This window comes from Cobetia sp. cqz5-12 (assembly GCF_016495405.1).
Classification (GTDB): Bacteria; Pseudomonadota; Gammaproteobacteria; order Pseudomonadales; family Halomonadaceae; genus Cobetia.
This window is the reverse complement of sequence record NZ_CP044522.1, coordinates 4,048,290-4,072,394: the sequence shown is the minus strand read 5'-3', so window position 1 is coordinate 4,072,394 and position 24,105 is coordinate 4,048,290. Positions and strand designations below refer to the sequence as shown.

13 protein-coding genes and 2 rRNA genes are annotated in these 24,105 nt (G+C 61.8%); 9 read left to right on the top strand and 6 right to left on the bottom strand.

Annotated features, from left to right (window positions below):
- Window positions 1-930: an AEC family transporter gene (locus F8A90_RS16935; RefSeq protein WP_200018096.1), complete on the bottom strand. Its 930-nt coding sequence runs from the start codon at window positions 928-930 to the stop codon at window positions 1-3.
- A 403-nt stretch (window positions 931-1,333) separates the two neighbouring features.
- Between F8A90_RS16935 and metF the strand changes: the two genes are divergently transcribed.
- Window positions 1,334-2,185 carry a methylenetetrahydrofolate reductase [NAD(P)H] gene (metF, locus tag F8A90_RS16930; RefSeq protein ID WP_200018095.1) on the top strand — a complete coding sequence of 284 codons (852 nt, stop codon included), beginning with the start codon at window positions 1,334-1,336 and terminating at the stop codon, window positions 2,183-2,185.
- A gap of 159 nt (window positions 2,186-2,344) precedes the next feature.
- A complete protein-coding gene (sodC, locus tag F8A90_RS16925; RefSeq protein WP_200018094.1) occupies window positions 2,345-2,914 on the top strand; it encodes a superoxide dismutase family protein in 570 nt (189 codons plus the stop codon).
- A 109-nt stretch (window positions 2,915-3,023) separates the two neighbouring features.
- Here sodC and F8A90_RS16920 read toward each other — a convergent pair whose 3' ends face one another.
- Together F8A90_RS16920 and prlC are read right to left on the bottom strand one after the other, a co-directional pair.
- The gene (locus tag F8A90_RS16920) at window positions 3,024-3,275 is read right to left on the bottom strand and encodes a YheV family putative zinc ribbon protein (RefSeq protein ID WP_200018093.1); all 252 of its coding nucleotides are present in this window, start codon (window positions 3,273-3,275) and stop codon (window positions 3,024-3,026) included.
- Window positions 3,276-3,422: 147 nt separating this feature from the next.
- Window positions 3,423-5,471 (bottom strand): oligopeptidase A, encoded by a 2,049-nt coding sequence (gene prlC / locus F8A90_RS16915; protein WP_200018092.1) that lies wholly within the window; start codon window positions 5,469-5,471, stop codon window positions 3,423-3,425.
- Between the two features lie 271 nt (window positions 5,472-5,742).
- On the opposite strand from prlC, the gene F8A90_RS16910 reads away from it, so the two are divergent.
- The 3 genes from F8A90_RS16910 (at window position 5,743) to F8A90_RS16900 (ending at window position 8,804) form a co-directional block, all read left to right on the top strand.
- The gene (locus tag F8A90_RS16910) at window positions 5,743-7,086 is read left to right on the top strand and encodes a sodium-dependent transporter (protein ID WP_200018091.1); all 1,344 of its coding nucleotides are present in this window, start codon (window positions 5,743-5,745) and stop codon (window positions 7,084-7,086) included.
- A gap of 197 nt (window positions 7,087-7,283) precedes the next feature.
- Window positions 7,284-7,826, top strand: coding sequence for a gamma carbonic anhydrase family protein (locus tag F8A90_RS16905; protein ID WP_200018089.1), 543 nt, complete (start codon window positions 7,284-7,286; stop codon window positions 7,824-7,826).
- Between the two features lie 270 nt (window positions 7,827-8,096).
- Window positions 8,097-8,804 carry a metal-dependent hydrolase gene (locus F8A90_RS16900; RefSeq protein WP_200018088.1) on the top strand — a complete coding sequence of 236 codons (708 nt, stop codon included), beginning with the start codon at window positions 8,097-8,099 and terminating at the stop codon, window positions 8,802-8,804.
- 84 nt (window positions 8,805-8,888) lie between these two features.
- Here the strand turns inward: F8A90_RS16900 and F8A90_RS16890 are convergent, their stop codons facing one another.
- The 3 genes from F8A90_RS16890 to F8A90_RS16880 all read right to left on the bottom strand — a co-directional run bounded on the left by F8A90_RS16890 (window position 8,889) and on the right by F8A90_RS16880 (window position 13,653).
- A complete protein-coding gene (locus F8A90_RS16890; RefSeq protein ID WP_233593370.1) occupies window positions 8,889-10,424 on the bottom strand; it encodes a sigma-54-dependent transcriptional regulator in 1,536 nt (511 codons plus the stop codon).
- Window positions 10,421-12,799: an ATP-binding protein gene (locus F8A90_RS16885; protein ID WP_200018087.1), complete on the bottom strand. Its 2,379-nt coding sequence runs from the start codon at window positions 12,797-12,799 to the stop codon at window positions 10,421-10,423. Before F8A90_RS16885 ends, F8A90_RS16890 begins: the two co-directional genes overlap by 4 nt.
- Before the next feature lie 83 nt (window positions 12,800-12,882).
- Window positions 12,883-13,653: an FCD domain-containing protein gene (locus F8A90_RS16880; RefSeq protein ID WP_200018086.1), complete on the bottom strand. Its 771-nt coding sequence runs from the start codon at window positions 13,651-13,653 to the stop codon at window positions 12,883-12,885.
- 426 nt (window positions 13,654-14,079) lie between these two features.
- Here F8A90_RS16880 and F8A90_RS16875 point away from each other — a divergent pair, with 426 nt between their 5' ends.
- The 4 genes from F8A90_RS16875 to F8A90_RS16860 all read left to right on the top strand — a co-directional run bounded on the left by F8A90_RS16875 (window position 14,080) and on the right by F8A90_RS16860 (window position 23,976).
- Entirely contained in the window at window positions 14,080-15,786 is a 1,707-nt protein-coding gene (locus F8A90_RS16875; protein ID WP_200018085.1) for an L-lactate permease, read from the top strand.
- Between the two features lie 62 nt (window positions 15,787-15,848).
- On the top strand, window positions 15,849-18,803 hold the full coding sequence (locus F8A90_RS16870) for an FAD-binding and (Fe-S)-binding domain-containing protein (RefSeq protein ID WP_200018084.1): 2,955 nt from the start codon (window positions 15,849-15,851) through the stop codon (window positions 18,801-18,803).
- A 506-nt stretch (window positions 18,804-19,309) separates the two neighbouring features.
- A 16S ribosomal RNA gene (locus tag F8A90_RS16865) occupies window positions 19,310-20,850 on the top strand.
- 242 nt (window positions 20,851-21,092) lie between these two features.
- Window positions 21,093-23,976, top strand: a 23S ribosomal RNA gene (locus F8A90_RS16860).
- The 16S and 23S rRNA genes sit together here, the layout of an rRNA operon.
- The last annotated feature ends 129 nt before the right edge of the window (window positions 23,977-24,105 follow it).

Below are 24,105 nucleotides of genomic sequence, written 5' to 3'. Positions count from 1 at the left end.
TCATCCCAGGCCGCTGATCGCCAGCATCCATGACAGGTATAGCGGGATGATCAGCGGCGCCGCCAGCGTGGTCAGCATCACGGCGATCGCGCCCTTGGCCGGCTGGATATTCAACTCGATGGCCAGTACCACCACATTGGCAGCCATCGGCACCACGCCCAGCAGCAGCAATACCCGGGCCAGCACCGGGTCGAGGGCGAACAGGCTGCCCAGCAGCATCACGCTGCCAAGACTCAGCAGCGGCCACATCACGAAACGCAGGGCGGTCGCGGCCAGGATGAAGCGCGCGTCGACCTCGCGCAGGCTGACACCGCCCAGCGTCATGCCGATGATCATCATGCCCAATACCGTATAGCTGTACTTGAAGTAGTCGAGTCCCTCCATCACCGCCCCTGGCACCTCGAGCCCCAGCGTCCCCACCAGCAGGGCGGCCAGAAAGGCATAGATCAGCGGCAGACGCACGATCTTCACCAGACTCTGGCGCATCGAGAACTGCCCGCGCGCACTCACGTAGAAGCCCAGGGTGAACTCATACAGCGTGATGCCGAGCAGGCAGAACAGGTACTGGGTCACACCTTCCGGCGGCAGCAACAGCATCGCGACCGGCAGGCCGAAGTAGCCGGTATTGCCGGTACCGGAGGAGAAGGCGAGCAGGGCGGCTTCCTGCGGCGGGAAGAACTTCGCGGCCAGCGGGCGCACCAGCAGACAGATGCTGCTGGCCAGCGAGAACAGCCCCAGCGTCAGGCCCAGATCACTCGGCGATGGCGCGCCGAGCACCAGCCCGCGGAAGAAGGTCAGCGGCGCGATCACATAGATCAGCAAGGTGGCGATGGGGCGCGGGTCGATCGCGAGGCGGCGTGCACAGAGGGCACCGAGGGCGACGAAGGTGATCAGCATCCAGAGCGGTTGCTGCAGATCGATGTGGTCCATCACGGTTCCTTGTGAAGCGTCATTGTCCTTTTGGCTCATCATGCCGTGTGGCCCCTATCAGCGTCATCCCATGAATGTCACTCATTGCGCCTTTCCTTCATCAGGCTTTGGGTCTCGCATCAGGCTTTGGCTCGCGTGGTTGCGCGGCTGGTGAGGGGCAGGACTGAGGGGCAGGACGACGCTGTCAGCAATGGTTATAAACACGCACTTTCTTATATGAATGGCATTGAAGTTGTGGCGAAAACCTTTCATTGGCCGGGGTCGGCGGCGGCGGTCAGAATGCTCGTCATGCAGTGCAAGGGCGGTGGCGTGACGCGCCGGACGTGTATTGCTGCACGCACACCGCGAAGTGTGCGGCGATAACGACATCAATGCCGGACACGACGACCACGAGGGCCGCCCCATGAGTGCAAGCGAACATCCGTCAGGAATCAGCTTCGAATTCTTCCCGCCGAATACCGAGGCCGGGCGTGAAAAGCTCAAGGGGGTACGCGATCAGCTGGCGGCGCTGGAGCCGGAGTTCTTCTCCGTCACCTATGGCGCGGGCGGCTCGACGCGTGAACGCACCTTCAACACCGTACAGTCGGTCAGCGCCAGCGGCATCTGTACCGCGCCGCATCTGTCGTGTGTCGGCAGTGACCGCGGTGAGCTGCGTGAGATCCTGGCGCAATATCGTGAGCAGGGCGTCAAGCGCATGGTGGCGTTGCGCGGGGACCTGCCCTCCGGGATGGGCTCGCGCAGCGAGCTGCGTTACGCCAATGAGCTGGTCGAGTTCGTGCGCGAGGAGACCGGCGATCACTTCGAGATCGCGGTGGCGGCCTACCCGGAGTGTCATCCGCAGGCCGACAATTACCACAGCGATCTCGCGAATTTCGCGCGCAAGATGCAGGCCGGTGCCGATATCGCCATTACCCAGTACTTCTTCACCGCCGACGCCTACTTCCATTTCGTGGAGCGTGCGCGTGCCCTCGGTATCGAGCAGCCGATCATCCCGGGGATCATGCCGATCACCAACTACACCAGGCTGGCGCGCTTCTCCGATTCCTGCGGTGCGGACATCCCGCGCTGGCTCCGCCGGCAGCTCGAGAGCTATGGCGATGACAGCGATAGCCTCCAGGCCTTCGGCACCGAGGTGATCTCGCGCATGAGTCAACGTCTGCTGGATGGCGGCGCGCCGGGCCTGCACTTCTATACCCTCAATCAGGCCGAGCCGTGTCTCAAGGTGCTGGAAAATCTGGGCATCGCTTCTCGTTGAGTCACGCGCGCCGCGCGTGCGCGGCAAGGAATTGGAAGAGCGGCATTGAATGTGACGTCGCTCGCCCTGAGGTCTTACGGGTAGCTGCTGGTGACAGCGGCCCGCAAGCCACTCAAGGCGTCGGCAGTGACGCCGGCCTCAGTGATGGAGAGATTGCTCATGAATCACGAGACACAGCACACGGCATCCTTTACGACCTCTTCCAGAAAGCCCCTCAAGACCGCCGCGACGGTGGCGCTCGGCGCCTGGTTGTTCGGCGGCGTCGCCCAGGCCGCCACCGAGGTGGAAATGCATCGCGTCAGCAGTGATGGCGTCGGTGAGTCCGTCGGCAGTGTCATGGCCGAGGATACCGATGATGGTCTGTTGCTGACGCCGAAGCTCGAGGGGCTCGAGAGCGGCATCCACGGTTTCCACCTGCATGCCAATGCCAGCTGCGAACCGGCCGAGAAGGATGGCGAGACCGTCGCTGCGGCCGCGGCAGGTAGCCACTTTGACCCAGAAGAGACCGGCACCCACCAGGGCCCCTACGGGGATGGCCACCTGGGGGATCTTCCGGCACTGACCGTCGACGCCGATGGCAAGATCTCGCTGCCGGTGCTGGCGCCGCGCCTCAAGGAAAGCGATCTCAGCGGCCATGCGCTGATGATCCATTCCGGGGGTGACAACTACACCGATACGCCATCACTGGGCGGTGGCGGCTCGCGCGTCGCCTGCGGTGTGGTTGACTGAACGGTGGTCGACTGACCTGTGGTCAATCGATGGAATACCCAGTCGAGATGACATGAAAAAGCCCCGCCAACCGGCGGGGCTTTTTCATATCGCAGCGCTACAGCAGATGTCAGTGCAGCTTGCTCGGGTCCAGAATGCGCACCGGCTGAACCTCATCGCTCGCCGGCGTCTCGCGGGGGTCGCTCACGCGCGTGGAAATCTCGGCGAGGGTCGGCGGCTCCTCGATGGCCTGCTGTTCGAAGAAGTCGCAGGACACGCAGTCACGGTAGCGGGTCTCGTTCTGCTCCCAGGTGCGCAGGCGGTCCATTGCTCCGCAGCGCGGGCAGACGGCACCGGCGATGAAGCGCTTGATGGTAGACATGGTGCCTCCAGTCAGGGTCAGGGTAGGTCTGGCAATCCCGCCTCGGGCGGATGATGCGCCATATGATACGCCCCCGACCGATAAAGGTCAGGGGCGCATGGCCAGCAGCTCGTGGTCAGGCTTGCGCCATCACGAGACGGGGCGAGATCAGGCCGCCTGGGCACCGATGCCGGAGTGGCGCAGCAGGGCATCGACCTGCGGGTCACGGCCACGGAAGGCGCGGAACAGCTCGGCGGCGTCACGCGAGCCACCGCGTGCCAGTACCTCGTCACGGAAGCGTTGGCCGGTGGCGGTATCGAAGACCGCGCTTTCCTCGAAGGCACTGAAGGCGTCTGCCGACAGCACCTCGGCCCACTTGTAGCTGTAGTAACCCGCGGCGTATCCGCCGGCGAAGATATGGCTGAAGCCATTCTGGAAGCGGTTGAACTCGACCGCCGGCACCACGGCGACCTTGCTGCGCACCTCGTCGAGCAGACCCTGCACATCGCTGGCGGAGGGCTTGTCGAGCTCGTGATGCAGGCGGAAGTCGAACAGCGAGAACTCCAGCTGGCGGACCATGGTCATCGCCGCCTGGAAGTTGCGGGCTGCCTGCAGACGCTCGAGCATGTCATCGGGCAGGCGCTCGCCGGTGTCCACGTGACGTGCGATCAGATCCAGTCCTTCACGCTCGTAGCAGAAGTTCTCCATGAATTGGCTGGGCAGTTCGACGGCGTCCCATGCCACGCCATTGATGCCGGAGACTTCGGCAACTTCCTGACGCGTCAGCATGTGATGCAGACCATGACCGAATTCATGGAACAGCGTGACCACTTCATCGTGGGTCAGCAGCGCCGGGCGATCGCCCACCGGGCGGGTGAAGTTGCAGGTCAGGTAGGCGACCGGCAACTGCAGGCTGCCATCCTCGCGGCGACGACGGACGCGGCACTCATCCATCCAGGCACCGCCTCGCTTGCCTTCGCGCGCGTAGAGATCGAGATAGAAGCCGGCGATCGGGGTGTCATTCTCGATCACCTCGTAGTAGCTGACGTCCTCGTGCCATACCGGCACGTCACGCTGCTTGAAGGTGATGCCGTAGAGGCGATTGACGACTTCGAACAGCCCGTCGATGGCCTGTGGCGCCGGGAAGTAGGGGCGTAGCTGTTCCTGATTGATCGCGTAGCGCGACTCGCGCAGCTTCTCGCTGGCATAGCCGACATCCCACGGCTGCAGGTTCTCGATGCCAAGGCTCTCGGCAGCGTAGGCGGACAGCTCGTTGAACTCTTCACGCGCCTGCGGCACGGCGCGGGTGGCGAGGTCATCCAGGAAGGCGATGACCTGCGCCGGCGAGTCAGCCATCTTGGTCGCCAGTGACAGCGAGGCGTAGTCGTCGAAGCCGATCAGCGCGGCCAGCTCCTGACGCAGTGCCAGAATCTCCTCGATCACCGGGCCATTGTCGAACTCACCGGCGTTGGGGCCCTTCTCCGAGGCACGGGTGACGAAGGCGGTGTAGACCTCCTCACGCAGCTCGCGGTTGTCGGCATAGCTGAGCACCGGGAAGAAGCTCGGGAAGTCCAGGGTGATGCGATAGCCTTCCAGGCCCTTGGCTTCGGCATTGGCCTTGAGCGCTTCAAGGCCGCTTTCCGGCACGCCTGCCAGCGCCTCTTCGCCGACATCCTTGTGCCAGGCCTGGGTGGCGTCCAGCACATGGTTGGAGAAGGTATTGGAGAGTTCGGACAGGCGCGCCTGGATTTCGCCATAGCGCTGCTTCTTGTCTTGCGGCAGATCGACACCGGCGAGACGGAAGTCGCGCAGGCTATTGGTGATCGCCTTCTGTTGGGCTTCATCGAGGGTGGCGAACTCATCGCTGTCCGCGAGGCGCTGATAGGCCGCGGCCAGGTCGCTGTTCTGGCCCACCCAGGTGGAATAGGCCGACAGCTTGGCGAGACAGGCCTGGTAGGCCTCGCGCAGCTTGGGCGAGTTCATGGTCGAGTTGAGGTGCGAGACCGGCGACCAGGCCTGGCTCAGGCGATCACCCAACGCTTCCAGCGGCGCGGCGAAGTTGTCCCAGCGCGTGTCGTCGCGGGTGGCCTCGATCAGGCGCTCGATCTCCTGCTGGTTGTGCTCCAGCAGTTCGCTGATTGCATCCTCGACGTGCTCGGCCTTGAGGGTGTCGAAGGGGGGCAGTGTGTTGCGTTCCAGCAGGGGATTGATCGACATCATGTACCTCGCGTCATTCGGGTGGGCGGCAGCGGTGAGCGATAAAGAAGAACTTGCGCATCAATAGCGCCGTGAAAACGGCGTCACCGCTGCCGCGGGGATACCTAGAATGTGAGGCCTCGGCGCGTGTTATTCAATCTATCGCCTCGATAGGCGGGCGCTGCCACGCGCATGTCGCATTGGCCGAGGCCGGTACGGCTGCTATCTTGCTGGCCTTGGCCCCTGAGTGGGGCCCGTATCCTTCCCCCGTACCGAGACCACGAGAGCAGACATGAGCGAAACCACCGAACGCTGGGGCAGTCGCCGAGCCTTCATTCTGGCCGTGACCGGCGCCGCCGTAGGGCTGGGCAACATCTGGCGCTTCCCCTACATGACCGGCGAGAACGGCGGTTCCGCGTTTCTGCTGCTGTATATCGGTTTCGTGCTGTTGCTGGGGCTGCCGGTGATGATGGCCGAGATCATGATCGGGCGCGCCGGACGTCGCGGGCCGATGCAGGCTCTCGCCCATCTGGCCGTCAGCGGCGGTCGGACCCCGCACTGGCGCTGGCTGGGACTGTTCGGCGCCATCACCATGTTCTTCATCCTGTCGTTCTATTCGGTGGTATCGGGCTGGTCGATCGAGTATCTGGTCGATTCGCTGAAGGGTGACTTCAGCGGCATGAGCCCACCGGAGATCGGCGCTTCCTTTGCTGCCTTCCTGGAAGACCCGGTGACGATGACCTTCAACCACACCGTCTTCATGCTGATGACGATGAGCGTGGTCGCCGCCGGCATCTCTTCCGGACTCGAGCGCCTCAACAACCTGATGATGCCGCTGCTTTACGTGCTGTTGCTGGCGCTGGCGGGTTACAGCATCAGCACGCCCGGCTTCGGCCCGGCGTTGAGCTGGCTGTTCATGCCCAACCCGAGTGCCATCACGCTGGACGTGATACTCAATGCCATGGGACACGCCTTCTTCACGCTGGCGGTCGGCGCCTGTGCCCTGATGGCCTACGGCGCCTACATGCCGGAGCGCCAGAGTCTGCCGACGGCTGCGATCGCCGTGGCGGCACTGGATATCGGCGTGGCACTGCTGGCGGGTATCGCCATCTTCGCGGCGGTCTTCAGCCAGGGCATGGACCCGGCCTCCGGCCCCGGCCTGATGTTCGTCAGCCTGCCGATCGCCTTCGCCAATCTGCCGGGCGGCAGCGTGCTGCTGGCGCTGTTCTTCCTGCTGCTGCTGCTGGCGACCTGGACCAGCTCGATCAACATCGCCGAGCCCATCGTCGAGGTGCTGGAGGGGTGGGGGCTCAAGCGTCGCCACGCGGCACTGGTGGTCGGTGTCTCGGTGTGGGCGATGGGGCTGTTGTCGGTGCTGTCCTTCTCGAGCCTCAAGGATGTGCACGTGCTGGGCGAGATGAATGTCTTCGATGCAGTGACGACGATTCCGCCGGACTTCTTCCTGCCGATCGGCGGACTGCTGATCGCCATCTTCGCGGCCTGGGTGATGCCGCAGAATCGTGCGCTGGCAGGCCTGGGGACATCGCGTGGCTTCTTCCGCACTTGGCGTTGGGTGCTGCGCTGGATCTCGATTCCGCTGGTCGTCGTCGTGCTGGGCTGGAGCTTCTTCAAGTAAGCCCGCTTGCGTTATCGGTGCGTGAATCTGTCGTTGAGTGGGCGCACGGCGTGGCGCGATGCGCGGGGCATGTCGAGCCTGATAGCGGGTCGTCGTGACAGGGTGTCGAAAACACCGCAACGCGAGTCAGGCCGTTGCGCTATTGGCATCCCGGTGTTTGGCGCAGTAGGCTGGTTGCCTAATTCAGGAGGTAAGGCATGAGCATTAGATCCTTCAAGGGCCTGACGCCGCGACTGGGCGAGCGGGTTTTCATCGATCCGGCCAGTGTGGTGCTGGGTGATGTCGCCCTCGGGGATGACAGCTCGGTATGGCCGCTGGCGGTGATACGCGGCGACATGCACCGTATCCGCATCGGCGCGCGCACCAGCGTGCAGGATGGCGCGGTACTGCATATCACCCACGCCAGTGACTTCAATCCGGGCGGTTATCCGCTGGAAATCGGCGATGATGTCACCATCGGTCACAAGGCCGTGTTGCATGGCTGCACCATCCACGACCGCGTGCTGGTCGGCATGGGCGCCATCGTGATGGACGGCGTGGTGGTGGAAGATGAAGTCATCATCGCGGCGGGTGCGCTGGTGCCGCCGGGCAAGCGTCTCGAGGGCGGGCATGTGTATGCCGGCAACCCGGCCAAGGCACTGCGCCCCATCAAGGATAGTGAGCGTGAGTTCTTTACCTATTCGGCGGTGAACTACGTCAAGCTGAAGGATCAGCATCTGGCCGAAGACTACGTCGACTGAATCTTCTTCGCGAAGAGCGGTAGACGCAGCAACAATCACTCCCCCGTTGGCACAGGCCGGCGGGGGAGTGGTCGTTTCAGGGTCGGATTTTCCGCAAGCCAGGGTCGGTTTTTCACAAGATCCAGAAGCCAGGTGTGGCAGTGGCGCGCACAAACCAGGACAAGCCATTGTTTTTCATGAAATGCTTGCGTCATAATCTGGACGTATATCCAGTGCCTGCGTGTGGCGTCTGGTCCAGTGACATCGTCGAGGGCTCGCGACCCGTATTTCATGGCCAATTTTCGTACCCATATCACCGTAGCGGCCTTTGCTGGCGGCATCGTCGCGGCGGCGGGCTGGCAGGGCGGCCTGTGGTCGCTGGCGGAGGGAGTTCCGCTGGCAAGCCTGACCACCTTCGGCGGTATCCTGCCGGATATCGACTCCGACAACTCGCGTGCCATCCGTATCCTGTTCACGCTGTTTGCGGTATTGGCGACCATGGCCTGCGTGCTGCTGCTGCAGGACCGCCTGCTGGCGGGGCCGTTGATGATGGCGGGTGGCGCCACCTATCTGGGCGTGCGCTATGTGGCCAGCGCCATCTTCAAGCGCTTCACCGTCCATCGCGGTATCTGGCACTCGCTGCTTGCGTCACTGCTGTGCTCGCTGGGCGTGACGGCCGCCAGCCTGCATGTGCTGGGTCAGAGTGAAGAGCAGGCCTGGTGGCAGGGCGCGGCCCTGTTGTTCGGTGCCATGATTCACCTGCTGCTTGACGAGATGTACAGCGTCGACATGGTCGGGGCACGCCTGAAGCGCAGCTTCGGCACCGCCTTCAAGCTGTTCGATTATCGTGAGCCGGGCAACTCGCTGGCGATGGTGGCGGTGATCGCCGCCATGACCCCCTGGCTGCCGCCATTGTCAGTGCTGGTGGACATCATGCATCTGCAGGGGCCGCTGTCCGTGTTCGGTGCAGGCCTGTCACGGCTGATGGCCGGCGCCTGATGCCGTCTGGCTGGAGGCCGGCGCGAATCTCCGTTGCGATGCCTTGGTGTGATGTCTTGGCTGTGATGCATCAGGCACGATGCCTCAACGACGATAGGGCTCGGCGCTGAGGCCGTGCTTCTTGAGCTTGTCGTAGAGCGTCTTGCGCGGCAGCCCCAGCCGTTCGCAGGCCATCACCACCTGACCTTTGCTGGCCGCCAGGGCTTCGCGAATCAGCGCGGCCTCGAAGGCCTCCATGCGCTGCGGCAGCGATTGCGCCTGCGTGGCTGCCTTCACGTCGTGCTCCAGTTCCCCCAGCTCGCCTGATTCCCTCGATGCTCCTGACGCATCCCGCCCGCCCATGCCGGTGGTGATGTCCTCTCTGTCCGCCACTCCTGATGCTCCCGTGCAGTTCACGGCCGGGCCACTCGTGCCCGCGGTGAGCGGTCGCCCTTCCGCCATGCTGTCGCCGATGTTGCCCTCCAGCCCGCCCAGCAGCACATGGCGTTCCGCACAGTTTCTCAGTTCACGCACGTTGCCCGGCCAGTCATGCGCCAGCAGTGCCTGCAGGGTGGTGGCATCCAGCGGCGGGACTTCCAGACTGGTGCGTTCACTGGCCAGAATCGCGAAGTGCCGGAACAGCTGAAGAATATCCTCGGCATGCTCGCGCAGTGGCGGCAGGAATAACGTGACCACGTTCAGGCGGTAGTAGAGGTCCTCGCGAAACTCGCCGGCGCTGGCCGCTTCGCGCAGATCCCGTTTGGTGGCGGCGATGACGCGGATATCGATGGGGCGTGGTGTATTGCTGCCGAGTCGCTCGATGCTGCGCTCCTGCAGCACCCGCAACAGCTTGATCTGCAACGACATCGGCATCGATTCGATCTCATCGAGAAACAGGGTGCCGCCATCGGCGTGTTCCAGCTTGCCGATGCGGCGCTCGCTGGCACCGGTGAAGGCACCTTTCTCATGGCCGAACAGTTCCGACTCGATCAACGTCTCCGGCATGCCGCCACAGTTGAGCGCCACGAAGGGCTTGCTGGCGCGGGCGCTGCGCTCGTGCAGACAGCGGGCGACACGGTCCTTGCCGGCACCGGTCTCGCCATACAGCAGGGTATCGGCATCGACCGCCGCCAGGCGTGATACCTGGGCATCCAGGCGCTGCATGATGTCACTGCTGCCCACCAGTCTGGGGCCGGCGCTGTTGCGCTGGGTATCCAGCTGTTCGCGCAGCGAGCGGTTCTCCAGCGCCAGCCGGCGGGCGGCCACTGCACGCCGCACGCCATCGAGCATGCGCTCGCGATCGAAGGGTTTCTCGATGAAATCCCAGGCGCCGGCCTGCATGGCCGCGACGGCGGTATCGATGTCGCCATGCCCGGTCATCACGATCACCGGCAGCTCGTCATCCACGGCATGCGCCGCGTGCAGCAGGCTCAGGCCATCCATGCCCGGCATGCGAATGTCCGTGATCACCACACCCTCGAAGGGCGCTTCGGCGCGCAGGATCGCCAGTGCCTGCTCGGCACTGGCCAGCGGGCGAGTGCGGTAATCGGCCAGCATCAGGCTTTGGCTCAGGCTGTCGCGCAGATGCGGTTCGTCATCCACCACCAGCACCTGCATGTCGGTATTCGTGACGTCGCTCATGACGGCTCCTGGGAATGGTTGGCGGTGGGTGGCATCGGGGGTTGTGAGGTCGTCGCAAGTGAGGGCATCGAGAGTGCCGGCAGCGTCAGCCGGAACAGCGCGCCACCCAGCGGCGAGGGATGCGCCTCGAGGGCGCCGCCGAGGTCGGCGACGATACGCGCGCTGATCGATAGCCCCAGCCCGAGCCCCTGGCCGTCGGCGCGCTGGGTATAGAAGGGTTCGAACACGCGCACCAGTTGCGATGGCTCGAGGCCGGGGCCGTTGTCGTGGACTTCCAGCACGACCTGATTGCCTGCGCTGCCCGCTTGCTCATGCAGGTTGAGCTGGATGCTGGGGGGCTGTGTGCGCTCCGGGGGCATGTCGGCAAGCGCATCCAGTGCATTGCCGATCAGGTTGACCAATACCTGCTCCAGCCTCACGGGTTCGGCGCGCACCTGAGCCAGCTCCGGGCTCGTAGTGCGGGTGATCGTCACGCCGAATGCCTCACAGCGTGCATGCAGCAGACGCAGGGCGTAGTCGAGGCTGGTGGTGAGATCGATGGCTTCAAGGCGGTCACCGCTCTTGCGTGAGAATTGACGCAGCTGTGCGCTGATCTCGCCCATGCGCTGGGTCAGCTCGGTGATCTGACGCAGGTTGCTCTCGACCTGGGTGGTCTGGGCGCGGGCGAGAAAGGCGCTGGCATTCTCGGCATAGGCGCGGATGGCGGCCAGCGGCTGGTTGAGCTCGTGATTGATACCGGCGGCCAGTTCCCCCAGTACCGCCAGCTTGGCAGTCTGGATCAATTCATCACGCGTCTCGCGCAGCTCGCGTTCGGCGCGGGTGCGCTCCTCGACTTCGGCACTCAGGCGCGTGTTGCTGGCGGCGAGGTCGCGGGTACGCTCGACCACCCGTTGCTCGAAGGCATCACGTGCCTGGGCGAGCTGTTCGGCCTGGGCACGGCGTTCGCTGACATCGAATACCGTGACCAGCCAGCGCGGACCATTGGGGCTGGGTAGTGGTGAGCAGGAAAGCTCCAGTGGCACCGCGACACCCTCGCGCAGGCCGTGCACTTCCAGCGGTCCGACGGAGCGGGCCTGGGTCAGGTGGTCCAGCAGGTGGCGCTCGGCCGGCAGGAAGAGTTCGCGCAGATCACGCCCTTCGCGGGCGCTGGGCTGGCGCGTGTCGTCCGGTGAGGCATCGGCACTCAAGGGCGAGCCGAACAGCGCGATGGCCGTCGGATTGAGATACACCAGCCGGGCCTGCTCATCGAGGATGCACAGGCCAGCCTGAGTGCGATCGATGATGCCGCGCACCCGCTTCTGGCCTGCGGCGAGATTGTGGCGCTCGCGTTCGGCGAACAGGCGACGCTCACGCAGGATACGCAGTCGCTGCCAGCCCAGCCCTGCCAGCAGACACAGCAAGGCATAGCCACCGGCCGCGAGCCCGGCCGCTTGCCAGATACCGCTGCGCAGCGGTGCCAGTGGCTTGAGCACATGCAGGCGCCAGCCGATATCCGGCAGTGGCCGGGACAGGCTCAACCAGGCGTGCTGCCAGAGATCCCCCGGTGTCAGCTGCAACAGTTCGATGGAGGTCGTGTCGCGGCGCGACTCAAGGGGCGAGTCCAGCAGCTCCGGCAGCGCCTCGCGATGATGCAGGCGCAGCGGGCGCAGGCGCTGATTGGCATAGCGCTGGGTGTCGAGCAGCCGGTTGCGTGTCTCCTCGCTGAGTGGCTCCAGCGTGCGCAGTACCCGCTGCGCCTGACTGGCGATGAAGATCACGCCATGCGGATCAGTGACCATGATGTCGGCATTCTGGTCGAGCCACGCCGCCTCCAGCGCCTCTATCTGCACCTTGACCACGGCCACGCCACGTCGTCCCTGGGGGCTGGTGACGGCAGCGCTGAAGAAATAACCGCGCTCACCGGAGCTGGTGCCCAAGCCATAGAAGCGCCCCTCGCCGCCATTGATGGCGTCTTGCCAGTAGGGGCGGAAGCGGTAGTTCTGACCGATGAAGGTGTTGGCGGATCGCCAGTTGCTGGCGGCGATGGTGGTGCCGGTGTCATCGACCAGATAGAGGTCCGAGATACCGGCCAGCTCACGCATGCGGTCCAGGCGCTGATTGAGCGCCACTTCCGCGCTGGGGTCTTCTGGGTGATCGAGAAAGTCGCGCAGCTGATCATTTTCTGCCACCAGCCTGGGCAGATAGGCGTGGCGATTCAGCTGGCCACGCAGACTGGCGGCGGTCAGGCGCAGTTCGTTGTCTGCCTCATGCCCCAGGCGTTCCAGACCCTGGCTGCGCGCCATCGAGACCGCCTGCCACACGCACAGCATCAATCCCAGCGGTAGCACGACCGCCAGTACGAGGCGCCACAGCTGGGGCAGGCGCGTGTCCTTCATCGGCAAGCCTTCATGTTCAGGCCCTCATCTCAAGCACTGCATATCCGGAGCTTCATATTCAGCCAGAGCGTCATGACTGAGCGTCATGAGCCATCCGGCGCCGCCTGGGCACGGCGCAAGGCGCGCTGGGCACGAGTCTCGGCGCGTTCCAGTTCCAGCAGCGAATCCTCGACGAATACCAGATGCTCATGGGCGGCGTTGCGTGCATCTTCGGCGCGGCCTTCCATGATCGCCTCGAACAGGCTGCGGTGCTGCTGAATCAGGCGCGGGCGTGATTCCGGCTTCTCGAACAGGTGGCGCAGATTGGCCACGATGCTCTTCTCCAGCAACTGGAACAGGCTGCGCATCGAGTGCAGCAGCACCACATTGTGCGCGGCCTCGGCGATGGCGAGGTGGAAGGCGGCATCGGCACCGGCCTCGCGCTCCGGGTCACGTCCCTCGAAGCTCTTCTCCAGCTCCTCGAAGCGCTGGCGCAGCATTGCCTTGTCGGCAGGTGTGGAGCGCATGGCGGCGTAGTAGGCGCTGATGCCTTCCAGCGCATCACGAAACTCCAGCAGATCGAGGTTGAACTCGCCGTGGCGACCCAGCAGCGCGCTGAGCGGATCCGACCAGGCGCGCGCCAGCTCTTCAGAGACATAGGTGCCGCCGCCCTGGCGTGAGGTCAGCAGTCCGCGCGCGGCCAGCTTCTGGATGGCCTCCCGCACGGAGGGGCGCGAGACCTCGAACTGCTCGGCCAGGGTGCGCTCCGGTGGCAGGCGCTCGCCGGGTTTCAGGCTGCCTTCGATGATCATGCTTTCGAGGCGCTCGGTGAGTACATCGGCGATGCGAGGCTGGCGGACGGGGGCGTAACGCATGGAAGTGTCCTTGCGGCAAAGGTGAAAGGCGGCGCCGAACGCTGGAATGCCGGTGTGCGGCATGCAAGAGAGGGGCGCTTGCGGCGCTGCCGATGATCAGTGTGGCCCGTGGGCATTCCACACCACAGCCGACATTGGTCTTACCAATATGTGTGATAACCACGCCTTGCGTGGGAGATTGGTGTTCTCAGCAATTGGTAAGACCAATTTTACGCAATGAAGCTGCTTTGACCAATGTCTAGATACCTTGCACTACATGATGTTTGACCCCTTTCAAGGCGACGCCTAGATTATGCCGAAGCACAGCAAGGTAAATTGGTATGACCAATTTATCGGAAGGCCTGACCTAAAGGGTGCGCCAACCCCCGAGTCCTTCACTGCCGTGCCAGACAACAATCACAACAATTCGCCTGCGGAGTTTCCGTCATGTCCGAGCCACTGCTGGCCTTGCTGGCCTTCACCCCTATCCTGCTGGCGGGCATCCTGCTCGTCGGTCTGCAATGGCCCGCGCGTCGCGCCATGCCATTGGTCTTTCTCGTCACCGCTGCCATCGGCTATTTCGTGTGGCAGATGTCGCTGACGCGCATTCTGGCCTCCACGCTGCAGGGGCTGATGGTGACCGTCTCGGTGCTGTGGATCATCTTCGGCGCCATCTTCCTGCTCAATACACTCAAGCATTCCGGGGCGATTGCGGTGATCCGCGGCGCCTTCACCACCGTCAGTCCCGACCGTCGCGTACAGGCCATCATCATCGCCTGGCTGTTCGGCAGCTTCATCGAGGGCGCTTCCGGCTTCGGGACGCCTGCGGCCATCGCGGCGCCGTTGCTGGTCGCCATCGGCTTCCCGGCGTTGGGGGCGGTGATGGTGGGCATGATGATCCAGTCGACGCCGGTATCATTCGGGGCGGTGGGCACGCCGATCGTGATCGGCGTGAATGCGGGCCTCGACAAGGCCAATCTCGGTGAGCAGCTGCTGGCGAACCATTCCAGCTGGGAGGCCTTCATGCAGTTGATCACCTCGGAGGTCGCCATCGTGCATGGCATCGTCGGCCTGATGATGCCGCTGTTCATGACCGTGATGATGACGCGCTTCTTCGGCGCGAAGAAAAGCTGGAGCGAGGGGCTGTCGATCACCCCGTTCGCGCTGTTCGCCGGCCTGTGCTTCACGCTGCCCTATGTGGCGGCGGGCATCTTCCTCGGCCCGGAATTCCCGTCACTGATCGGGGCTCTGGTCGGGTTGATTCTCGTGGTACCGGCGGCGCGTGCCGGCTTCCTGCTGCCGAAGGACAGCTGGGACTTTCCGCCCGAGGCCGAGTGGCCCAAGCATTGGCTGGGCGACCTGACGCTGGAGCGTGATGACGTCGAGGCCGCCGCGGCAGGCAGCAAGCCGCTGCCTCTATGGCTGGCGTGGTTGCCCTATGGGCTGATCGCGCTGCTGCTGGTCGCCTCACGCGTATCGAGTGACTTCAAGGGCTGGCTGGTCAGCGTGCAATTCAGTGCCACTGACCTGCTGGGGGCCAGCGGTATCTCCGGCGCGATTCAGCCGCTCTATCTGCCGGGCGGCATCATGGTCTTCGTGGCGCTGGTCACCTTGGTGCTGCATCGCATGCAGACACGCCAGCTGGTGGCGGCGGCCAGCGAATCCTGGCGCACGCTGATCGGCGCCGGCTTCGTGCTGGTGTTCACCATTCCGATGGTGCGCATCCTGATCAACTCCGGCGTCAACCTGAATGATCTGGCGTCCATGCCGGTGGTGATGGCGGATGTGGTGGCCGACAGCCTCGGCCAGGCATATCCGTTGTTCGCCTCGGGCATCGGCGCGCTCGGCGCTTTCATCGCCGGCTCCAATACGGTCTCCAACATGATGCTGTCCCAGTTCCAGTTCAATGTCGCCGCCCAGCTCGGGCTGTCCGGTGCGCTGATGGTGGCGCTGCAGGCGGTCGGGGCTGCGGCCGGCAACATGATCGCCATCCATAACGTCGTGGCGGCCTCGGCGACCGTCGGTTTGCTGGGGCGTGAGGGCCGTACCCTTCGCATGACGGCGATTCCGACCGCCTACTATCTATTGGCCTCCGGCATGCTGGGGTTGCTGGCGTTCCACTTGCTGGGCATGAGTGATCCGCTTCTGCACTGAGCAGGCTGGCCGTTGCCTGATAGCCTGAAAGACATCCTGACTGATAAAAGACGAGACTGGCCATGACTGCCGCCGCTGATACTGCTCCTGACACCACGACTCATCCTGCGAGGGATGGGGGCGCCTCGCCTCGGGCGCATGCTGCTGCCTATGACGCCCTGCGCGCGGCGCTGGAGCAGCACATTCCCGGTGAGCGTCTGATCCATGATCCGCTGCGCACCCTGGCCTACGGCACGGATGCCAGCTTCTATCGGCTGGTGCCGCAGCTGGTGGTGCGGGTGCATGACGAGCAGGAGCTGGGGCATGTGTTGCGCGAGTGCCGGGTGCGCAAGTTGCCGGTGACCTTCCGCGCGGCAGGGACGTCATTGTCCGGTCAGGCGCTGACGGATTCGGTGCTCATCCAGCTGGGCGGTGAGTGGCGTGGGGCACAGGTGCTGGAGCAGGGCAGTCGCATCCGCCTGCAACCGGGGGTGATCGGGGCGCGTGCCAATCAGTTGCTTGCCCCCTTCGGGCGCAAGATCGGTCCGGACCCGGCCTCCATCAACAGCTGCATGATCGGCGGCATCGCGGCCAACAATGCCTCCGGCATGTGCTGTGGTACCGCACACAACAGTTATCGCACCGTGGAGGACCTTCGCGTCATTCTCGCCGATGGCACCTGCCTGGATACGGCCTCGCCGGAAAGCGTGCAGGCCTTTCGTACCAGTCATGCCGCTCTGCTGGCGGAGCTGGAGCGTATGGCGGCCCGTGCGCGCGACGATCAGGCGCTGGCCGAGCGCATCCGTCACAAGTATCGGCTCAAGAACACCACCGGCTACAGCCTCAATGCACTGGTCGACTATGCCGATGGTCTCGAGATCCTCAAGCATCTGATGATCGGTTCGGAAGGCACGCTGGGCTTCATTGCCTCCATCACCTATCGCACCGTGATCGAGGAGCCACACAAGGCGGCGGCGCTGGTGTACTACCCGAACATCGATGCAGCCTGTCGTGCCACCATGCTGCTGAAGACGGCGCCGGTCGCGGCGGTGGAGCTGATGGACCGCGCGGCGCTGCGCTCCGTCGAGGACGCACCGGGCATGCCGGACGTGTTGCGCACTCTGCCAGAAGCGGCGGTCGCACTGCTGGTGGATGTGCGTGGCGCGCATCAGCAGGAGTTGGAGGCGCGCATGGCCGATGTCGCTCGCGTGCTGGAAGGCATCGAGACCTGTGAGGCGTGGTCCTTCACCCAGGATGCGCAGCGTTATGCGCTGTACTGGAAGATCCGCAAGGGATTGTTTCCGGCGGTCGGCGCGGTGCGTGACCTGGGGACCACCGTGATCATCGAGGATGTCGCCTTCCCCATCGAGCGGCTGGCGGAAGGCGTCGGCGCCCTGACGGAGGTCTTCCGGAGGCATGGTTACTCCCAGGCGATTTTGTTTGGCCACGCGCTGGAGGGCAATCTGCACTTCGTTTTCCCGCAGGGTTTCGAAGGAGAGGGGGAGGTCGAGCGCTATCAAGCGCTGATGGATGACGTCGCACAGCTGGTGGGGCAGGAATATGGTGGCTCGCTCAAGGCCGAGCATGGTACCGGACGCAACATGGCGCCTTATGTAGAGCTTGAGTGGGGCAAGGATGCCTATGCCCTGATGTGGCGTATCAAGGCGGCTTTTGATCCGGACAATCTGCTCAATCCGGAAGTCATCCTGACACGCAATTCTCGTCTGCATCTGGAAAACCTCAAGCCATTGCCGGCGGCAGACCCGCTGGTCGATCGCTGTATCGAGTGCGGATTCTGTGAATCGGTCTGCCCGTCGAAGAATCTGAGCCTGACACCGCGCCAGCGCATCGTCATCCGGCGGGAGATCGCACGTCTGACTGCGCTCGAGGCACCGAATGATGCACAGCGCGACCAACTGGCAGTGCTCAGGAAGGAATACGCCTATCAGGGCATGGAGACCTGTGCGGGGGATGGCCTGTGCGCGACCCAGTGCCCGGTCGGCATCAATACCGGGGAACTGATCCGGGGGCTGCGTCATGAGGAGAACGCCGGTGCCGATCATCCAGGCAAGATGAAGGTGGCACATTGGGCCGGCGAGCACTTCACACGTGTCACCAGTGGCATGCGTGGCGTGCTCAGGCTGGCGGATGGGCTGCATGGCGTGGTCGGTACGCGCAACATGCGGCGCCTGACTCAGGCTGCTCGCAAGGTCTCCGGTGACAGGGTGCAGCAATGGATTCCCAGCATGCCGGCGGCCGCGCCACGCCCGTATCTCAAGCATCTAGCACAACCCCTGGGTCGCAGTGCAGCGCCCAATGGACATGTCGTCTATTTCCCGTCCTGCGCTACGCGTGTCTTCGGGGTCGCGACTGACGACATCGATCCGCGCAGCGCCACCGAGATGGCGCTGGCCTTGATGGACAAGGCCGGCTTTGAGGTAGTGCTGCCCAAGGGAGTGGAGGCTCTGTGCTGTGGTATGGCCTTCCAGTCCAAGGGGCAGTTCGAGGCCGGGAATGCCAAGGCCGCCGAGCTGGCAGCCGCGCTGGTCGAAGCGAGCGATGGCGGACGTCTGCCGATCTTCTGTGATACCAGTCCATGTCTGGCACAGGCTCAGGCGTATGCGCGCGAGCATCTCGAGGTATCGCTGACGCTGGTCGAGCCGGTGCAGCTGGTCCTCGACTATCTATTGCCCTATCTCTCGATCACACCGCTCAAGGCGAAAGTCGCGGTGCATGTCACCTGTTCCAGTGTGCGCATGGGGCTGGCGGAGCAGTTCGTGGCACTGGCGCGGCAGTGCGCGACCGAGATCGTCGTGCCGGAGGAGATCACCTGCTGCGGTTTCGCGGGAGACAAGGGCTTCAGTACACCGGAACTCAATGCCTCGGCATTGAAGGGGTTGAAGGAGGTAGTGGCCGACTGCGACTACGGGGTATCCAACTCGCGGACCTGCGAGATAGGGCTGAGTGAGCACTCCGGGCTCAGTTATCAGTCGATTCTTGGCCTGGTGGATCGTGCCTCGGCACCTAGGCAAGGATAGAGGATAGGGAGAAGAGAGAGTGTGACGCTCCGTGACAGCGTGATGACAATCTCTTGAAAAAGCCCTTGTGCTCAGCCTGGTTCCTGCGTAAAGTACGCATCCGCTGCCGGAGACGCATGGCGTTACCAGCGGTGAAAGAGGTTTGCAGGTGATTGTTTTGCTTGATGTTTTTGAAGCCCGCTTCGAAATCATCGATTGACAATCCCGGGCGATTCGCTAGAATACGCCGCACTCCTTACGGAACAGGTGATCGAGCAACGCTCCTCACCGCTGGATGATGCTTAGAGGCAGTCGACTGACTCATCATCAAGTGCTTGACTTCTCAAGCGTTCTGGGTAGAATATGCCTCCTCGCTTCACAGCGATGCTCTTTAAAAATTTGATCAGGTAATTCGTGTGAGCGCTTGCCGATGAGTGGTGACAAGGTCACCAAATATCGGAGCAAGCCTCTCACGAGAAGTTTGACTCTGAACCAAGCTTGGTCTGCTTAACAGACTATCAAGCTTTCAACTGAAGAGTTTGATCATGGCTCAGATTGAACGCTGGCGGCAGGCTTAACACATGCAAGTCGAGCGGAAACGATTCTAGCTTGCTAGAAGGCGTCGAGCGGCGGACGGGTGAGTAATGCATGGGAATCTGCCCGATAGTGGGGGACAACCTGGGGAAACTCAGGCTAATACCGCATACGTCCTACGGGAGAAAGCAGGGGATCTTCGGACCTTGCGCTATCGGATGAGCCCATGTCGGATTAGCTTGTTGGTGAGGTAATGGCTCACCAAGGCGACGATCCGTAGCTGGTCTGAGAGGATGATCAGCCACACTGGGACTGAGACACGGCCCAGACTCCTACGGGAGGCAGCAGTGGGGAATATTGGACAATGGGCGAAAGCCTGATCCAGCCATGCCGCGTGTGTGAAGAAGGCCTTCGGGTTGTAAAGCACTTTCAGCGAGGAAGAACGCCTTGGGATTAATACTCCCGAGGAAAGACATCACTCGCAGAAGAAGCACCGGCTAACTCCGTGCCAGCAGCCGCGGTAATACGGAGGGTGCAAGCGTTAATCGGAATTACTGGGCGTAAAGCGCGCGTAGGTGGCTAAGTCAGCCAGGTGTGAAAGCCCCGGGCTCAACCTGGGAACGGCATCTGGAACTGCTTGGCTAGAGTGCAGGAGAGGAAGGTAGAATTCCCGGTGTAGCGGTGAAATGCGTAGAGATCGGGAGGAATACCAGTGGCGAAGGCGGCCTTCTGGACTGACACTGACACTGAGGTGCGAAAGCGTGGGTAGCAAACAGGATTAGATACCCTGGTAGTCCACGCCGTAAACGATGTCAACTAGCCGTTGGGTCCCTTGAGGACTTAGTGGCGCAGCTAACGCAATAAGTTGACCGCCTGGGGAGTACGGCCGCAAGGTTAAAACTCAAATGAATTGACGGGGGCCCGCACAAGCGGTGGAGCATGTGGTTTAATTCGATGCAACGCGAAGAACCTTACCTACCCTTGACATCCAGAGGACTTTCCAGAGATGGATTGGTGCCTTCGGGAACTCTGAGACAGGTGCTGCATGGCTGTCGTCAGCTCGTGTTGTGAAATGTTGGGTTAAGTCCCGTAACGAGCGCAACCCCTATCCTTATTTGCCAGCGAGTAATGTCGGGAACTCTAAGGAGACTGCCGGTGACAAACCGGAGGAAGGTGGGGACGACGTCAAGTCATCATGGCCCTTACGGGTAGGGCTACACACGTGCTACAATGGCAAGTACAAAGGGTTGCAATACGGCGACGTGGAGCCAATCCCATAAAGCTTGCCTCAGTCCGGATTGGAGTCTGCAACTCGACTCCATGAAGTCGGAATCGCTAGTAATCGTGGATCAGAATGCCACGGTGAATACGTTCCCGGGCCTTGTACACACCGCCCGTCACACCATGGGAGTGGACTGCACCAGAAGTGGTTAGCCTAACCTTCGGGAGGGCGATCACCACGGTGTGGTTCATGACTGGGGTGAAGTCGTAACAAGGTAGCCCTAGGGGAACCTGGGGCTGGATCACCTCCTTATCGACACTGTCTACTGCTCGCGGCAAGTGCTCACAACGAATTACCTGATCTTATTGCTGGCTTAGCCGGCAGTGGCAAGCGTGCTCATCAGAGCGCGCTTCTCACTGTTCTCTGAACAGCCGCTCTTTAACAATGTGAATCATGCTGACGATGGAATGTGCGCCAAGCACATCTCCATCAAAACGATATGTCGGAGAGGTCCGACAGATTCGTGATCCTTGACAGACCCCTTGGGGTTATATGGTCAAGCGATTAAGCGCATACGGTGGATGCCTTGGCAGCCAGAGGCGATGAAGGACGTGATAGCCTGCGATAAGCGTTGGCGAGGTGGCAAATACCCTGCGACCCAACGATTTCCGAATGGGGAAACCCACTCACCATCAGGTGAGTATCTATAGGCCAATACATAACCTATAGAGGCAAACCCGGGGAACTGAAACATCTAAGTACCCGGAGGAAAAGAAATCAACCGAGATTCCCCAAGTAGCGGCGAGCGAACGGGGACCAGCCCTTAAGCGTGACAACTGACAGACGAACAGGCTGGGAAGCCTGACGATACAGGGTGATAGTCCCGTAGTCGAAGTCTGAGTCACGTGAAATCGAGTAGGTCGGGGCACGAGAAACCTTGACTGAACATGGGGGGACCATCCTCCAAGGCTAAATACTCCTGGCTGACCGATAGTGAACCAGTACCGTGAGGGAAAGGCGAAAAGAACCCCGGCGAGGGGAGTGAAATAGATCCTGAAACCGTATGCGTACAAGCAGTGGGAGCACCTTCGTGGTGTGACCGCGTACCTTTTGTATAATGGGTCAGCGACTTATATTCTGTGGCGAGCTTAACCGTATAGGGGAGGCGTAGGGAAACCGAGTCTTAACTGGGCGACCAGTCGCAGGGTATAGACCCGAAACCGGGCGATCTATCCATGGCCAGGGTGAAGATTGAGTAACATCAATTGGAGGCCCGAACCCAAGTATGTTGAAAAATGCTGGGATGAGCTGTGGATCGGAGTGAAAGGCTAATCAAGCCCGGAGATAGCTGGTTCTCCTCGAAAGCTATTTAGGTAGCGCCTCACGTATCACCGCTGGGGTAGAGCACTGTTTCGGCTAGGGGGTCATCCCGACTTACCAACCCGAGGCAAACTCCGAATACCAGTGAGTGCAGCGTGGGAGACACACAGCGGGTGCTAACGTCCGTTGTGAAAAGGGAAACAACCCAGACCGTCAGCTAAGGTCCCAAAATCCTGATTAAGTGGGAAACGATGTGGGAAGGCTCAGACAGCTAGGAGGTTGGCTTAGAAGCAGCCATCCTTTAAAGAAAGCGTAATAGCTCACTAGTCGAGTCGGCCTGCGCGGAAGATATAACGGGGCTAAATCAGGTACCGAAGCTACGGGTTCATCCTCTGGATGAGCGGTAGAGGAGCGTCGTGTAAGCCAATGAAGGTGGATTGAGAAGTCTGCTGGAGGTATCACGAGTGCGAATGCTGACATGAGTAACGATAAGGGGAGTGAAAAACTCCCCCGCCGGAAGACCAAGGTTTTCTGTTCTACGTTAATCGGAGCAGAGTGAGTCGGCCCCTAAGGCGAGGCGGAAACGCGTAGTCGATGGGAAACGGGTTAATATTCCCGTACCGGATGTGGTTGCGATGGGGGACGAAGAAGGCTAGGTGAGCCAGGCGTTGGTTGTCCTGGTGAAAGCATGTAGGCCGAGGAATCAGGCAAATCCGGTTCCTCTGAGGTCGAGATGCGAGACGAACTGACCACGGTCAGGAAGTCATCGATGCCACGCTTCCAGGAAAAGCCTCTAAGCTTCAGATCACATGCGACCGTACCCCAAACCGACACAGGTGGTCAGGTAGAGAATACCAAGGCGCTTGAGAGAACTCGGGTGAAGGAACTAGGCAAAATGGCACCGTAACTTCGGGAGAAGGTGCACCGGTTCGAGTGAAGGACTTGCTCCGTAAGCTCTTACCGGTCGAAGATACCAGGTGGCTGCAACTGTTTATTAAAAACACAGCACTCTGCAAACGCGCAAGCGGACGTATAGGGTGTGACGCCTGCCCGGTGCCGGAAGGTTAATTGATGGGGTTAGCTCACGCGAAGCTCTTGATCGAAGCCCCGGTAAACGGCGGCCGTAACTATAACGGTCCTAAGGTAGCGAAATTCCTTGTCGGGTAAGTTCCGACCTGCACGAATGGCGTAATGATGGCCACGCTGTCTCCACCCGAGACTCAGTGAAATTGAAATCGCAGTGAAGATGCTGTGTACCCGCGGCTAGACGGAAAGACCCCGTGAACCTTTACTATAGCTTTACACTGGATGCTGATGTTGTCTGTGTAGGATAGCTGGGAGGCTTTGAAACCACGTCGCCAGATGCGGTGGAGCCAACCTTGAAATACCAGCCTGACATCATTGGCGTTCTAACTCAGGTCCGTTATCCGGATCGAGGACAGTGTATGGTGGGTAGTTTGACTGGGGCGGTCTCCTCCTAAAGAGTAACGGAGGAGCACGAAGGTACCCTCAGCACGGTTGGAAATCGTGCATTGAGTGCAAGAGCATAAGGGTGCTTGACTGCGAGACAGACACGTCGAGCAGGTACGAAAGTAGGTTCTAGTGATCCGGTGGTTCTGTATGGAAGGGCCATCGCTCAACGGATAAAAGGTACTCCGGGGATAACAGGCTGATACCGCCCAAGAGTTCACATCGACGGCGGTGTTTGGCACCTCGATGTCGGCTCATCACATCCTGGGGCTGAAGTCGGTCCCAAGGGTATGGCTGTTCGCCATTTAAAGTGGTACGCGAGCTGGGTTTAGAACGTCGTGAGACAGTTCGGTCCCTATCTGCCGTGGGCGTCGGAAGTTTGAGAAGAGCTGCTCCTAGTACGAGAGGACCGGAGTGGACGAACCTCTGGTGTTCGGGTTGTCATGCCAATGGCATTGCCCGGTAGCTACGTTCGGACGGGATAACCGCTGAAAGCATCTAAGCGGGAAGCCCCCTTCAAGATGAGACTTCCCTGAGGCCTTGCGCCTCCTGAAGGGCCCTTGAAGACTACAAGGTTGATAGGCTGGGTGTGGAAGCACAGCAATGTGTTGAGCTAACCAGTACTAATTGCCCGTGAGGCTTGACCATATAACACCCAAGGGGTTTGCCCAGGCAAACCGCCGGGATTGCGACAGGATCGAGACATATCGGTCAGCATGATTCATATTGCGAGTCGCGAGGCCACAAGCCTCGAGACTCAGGCACCGCAAGGTGCCA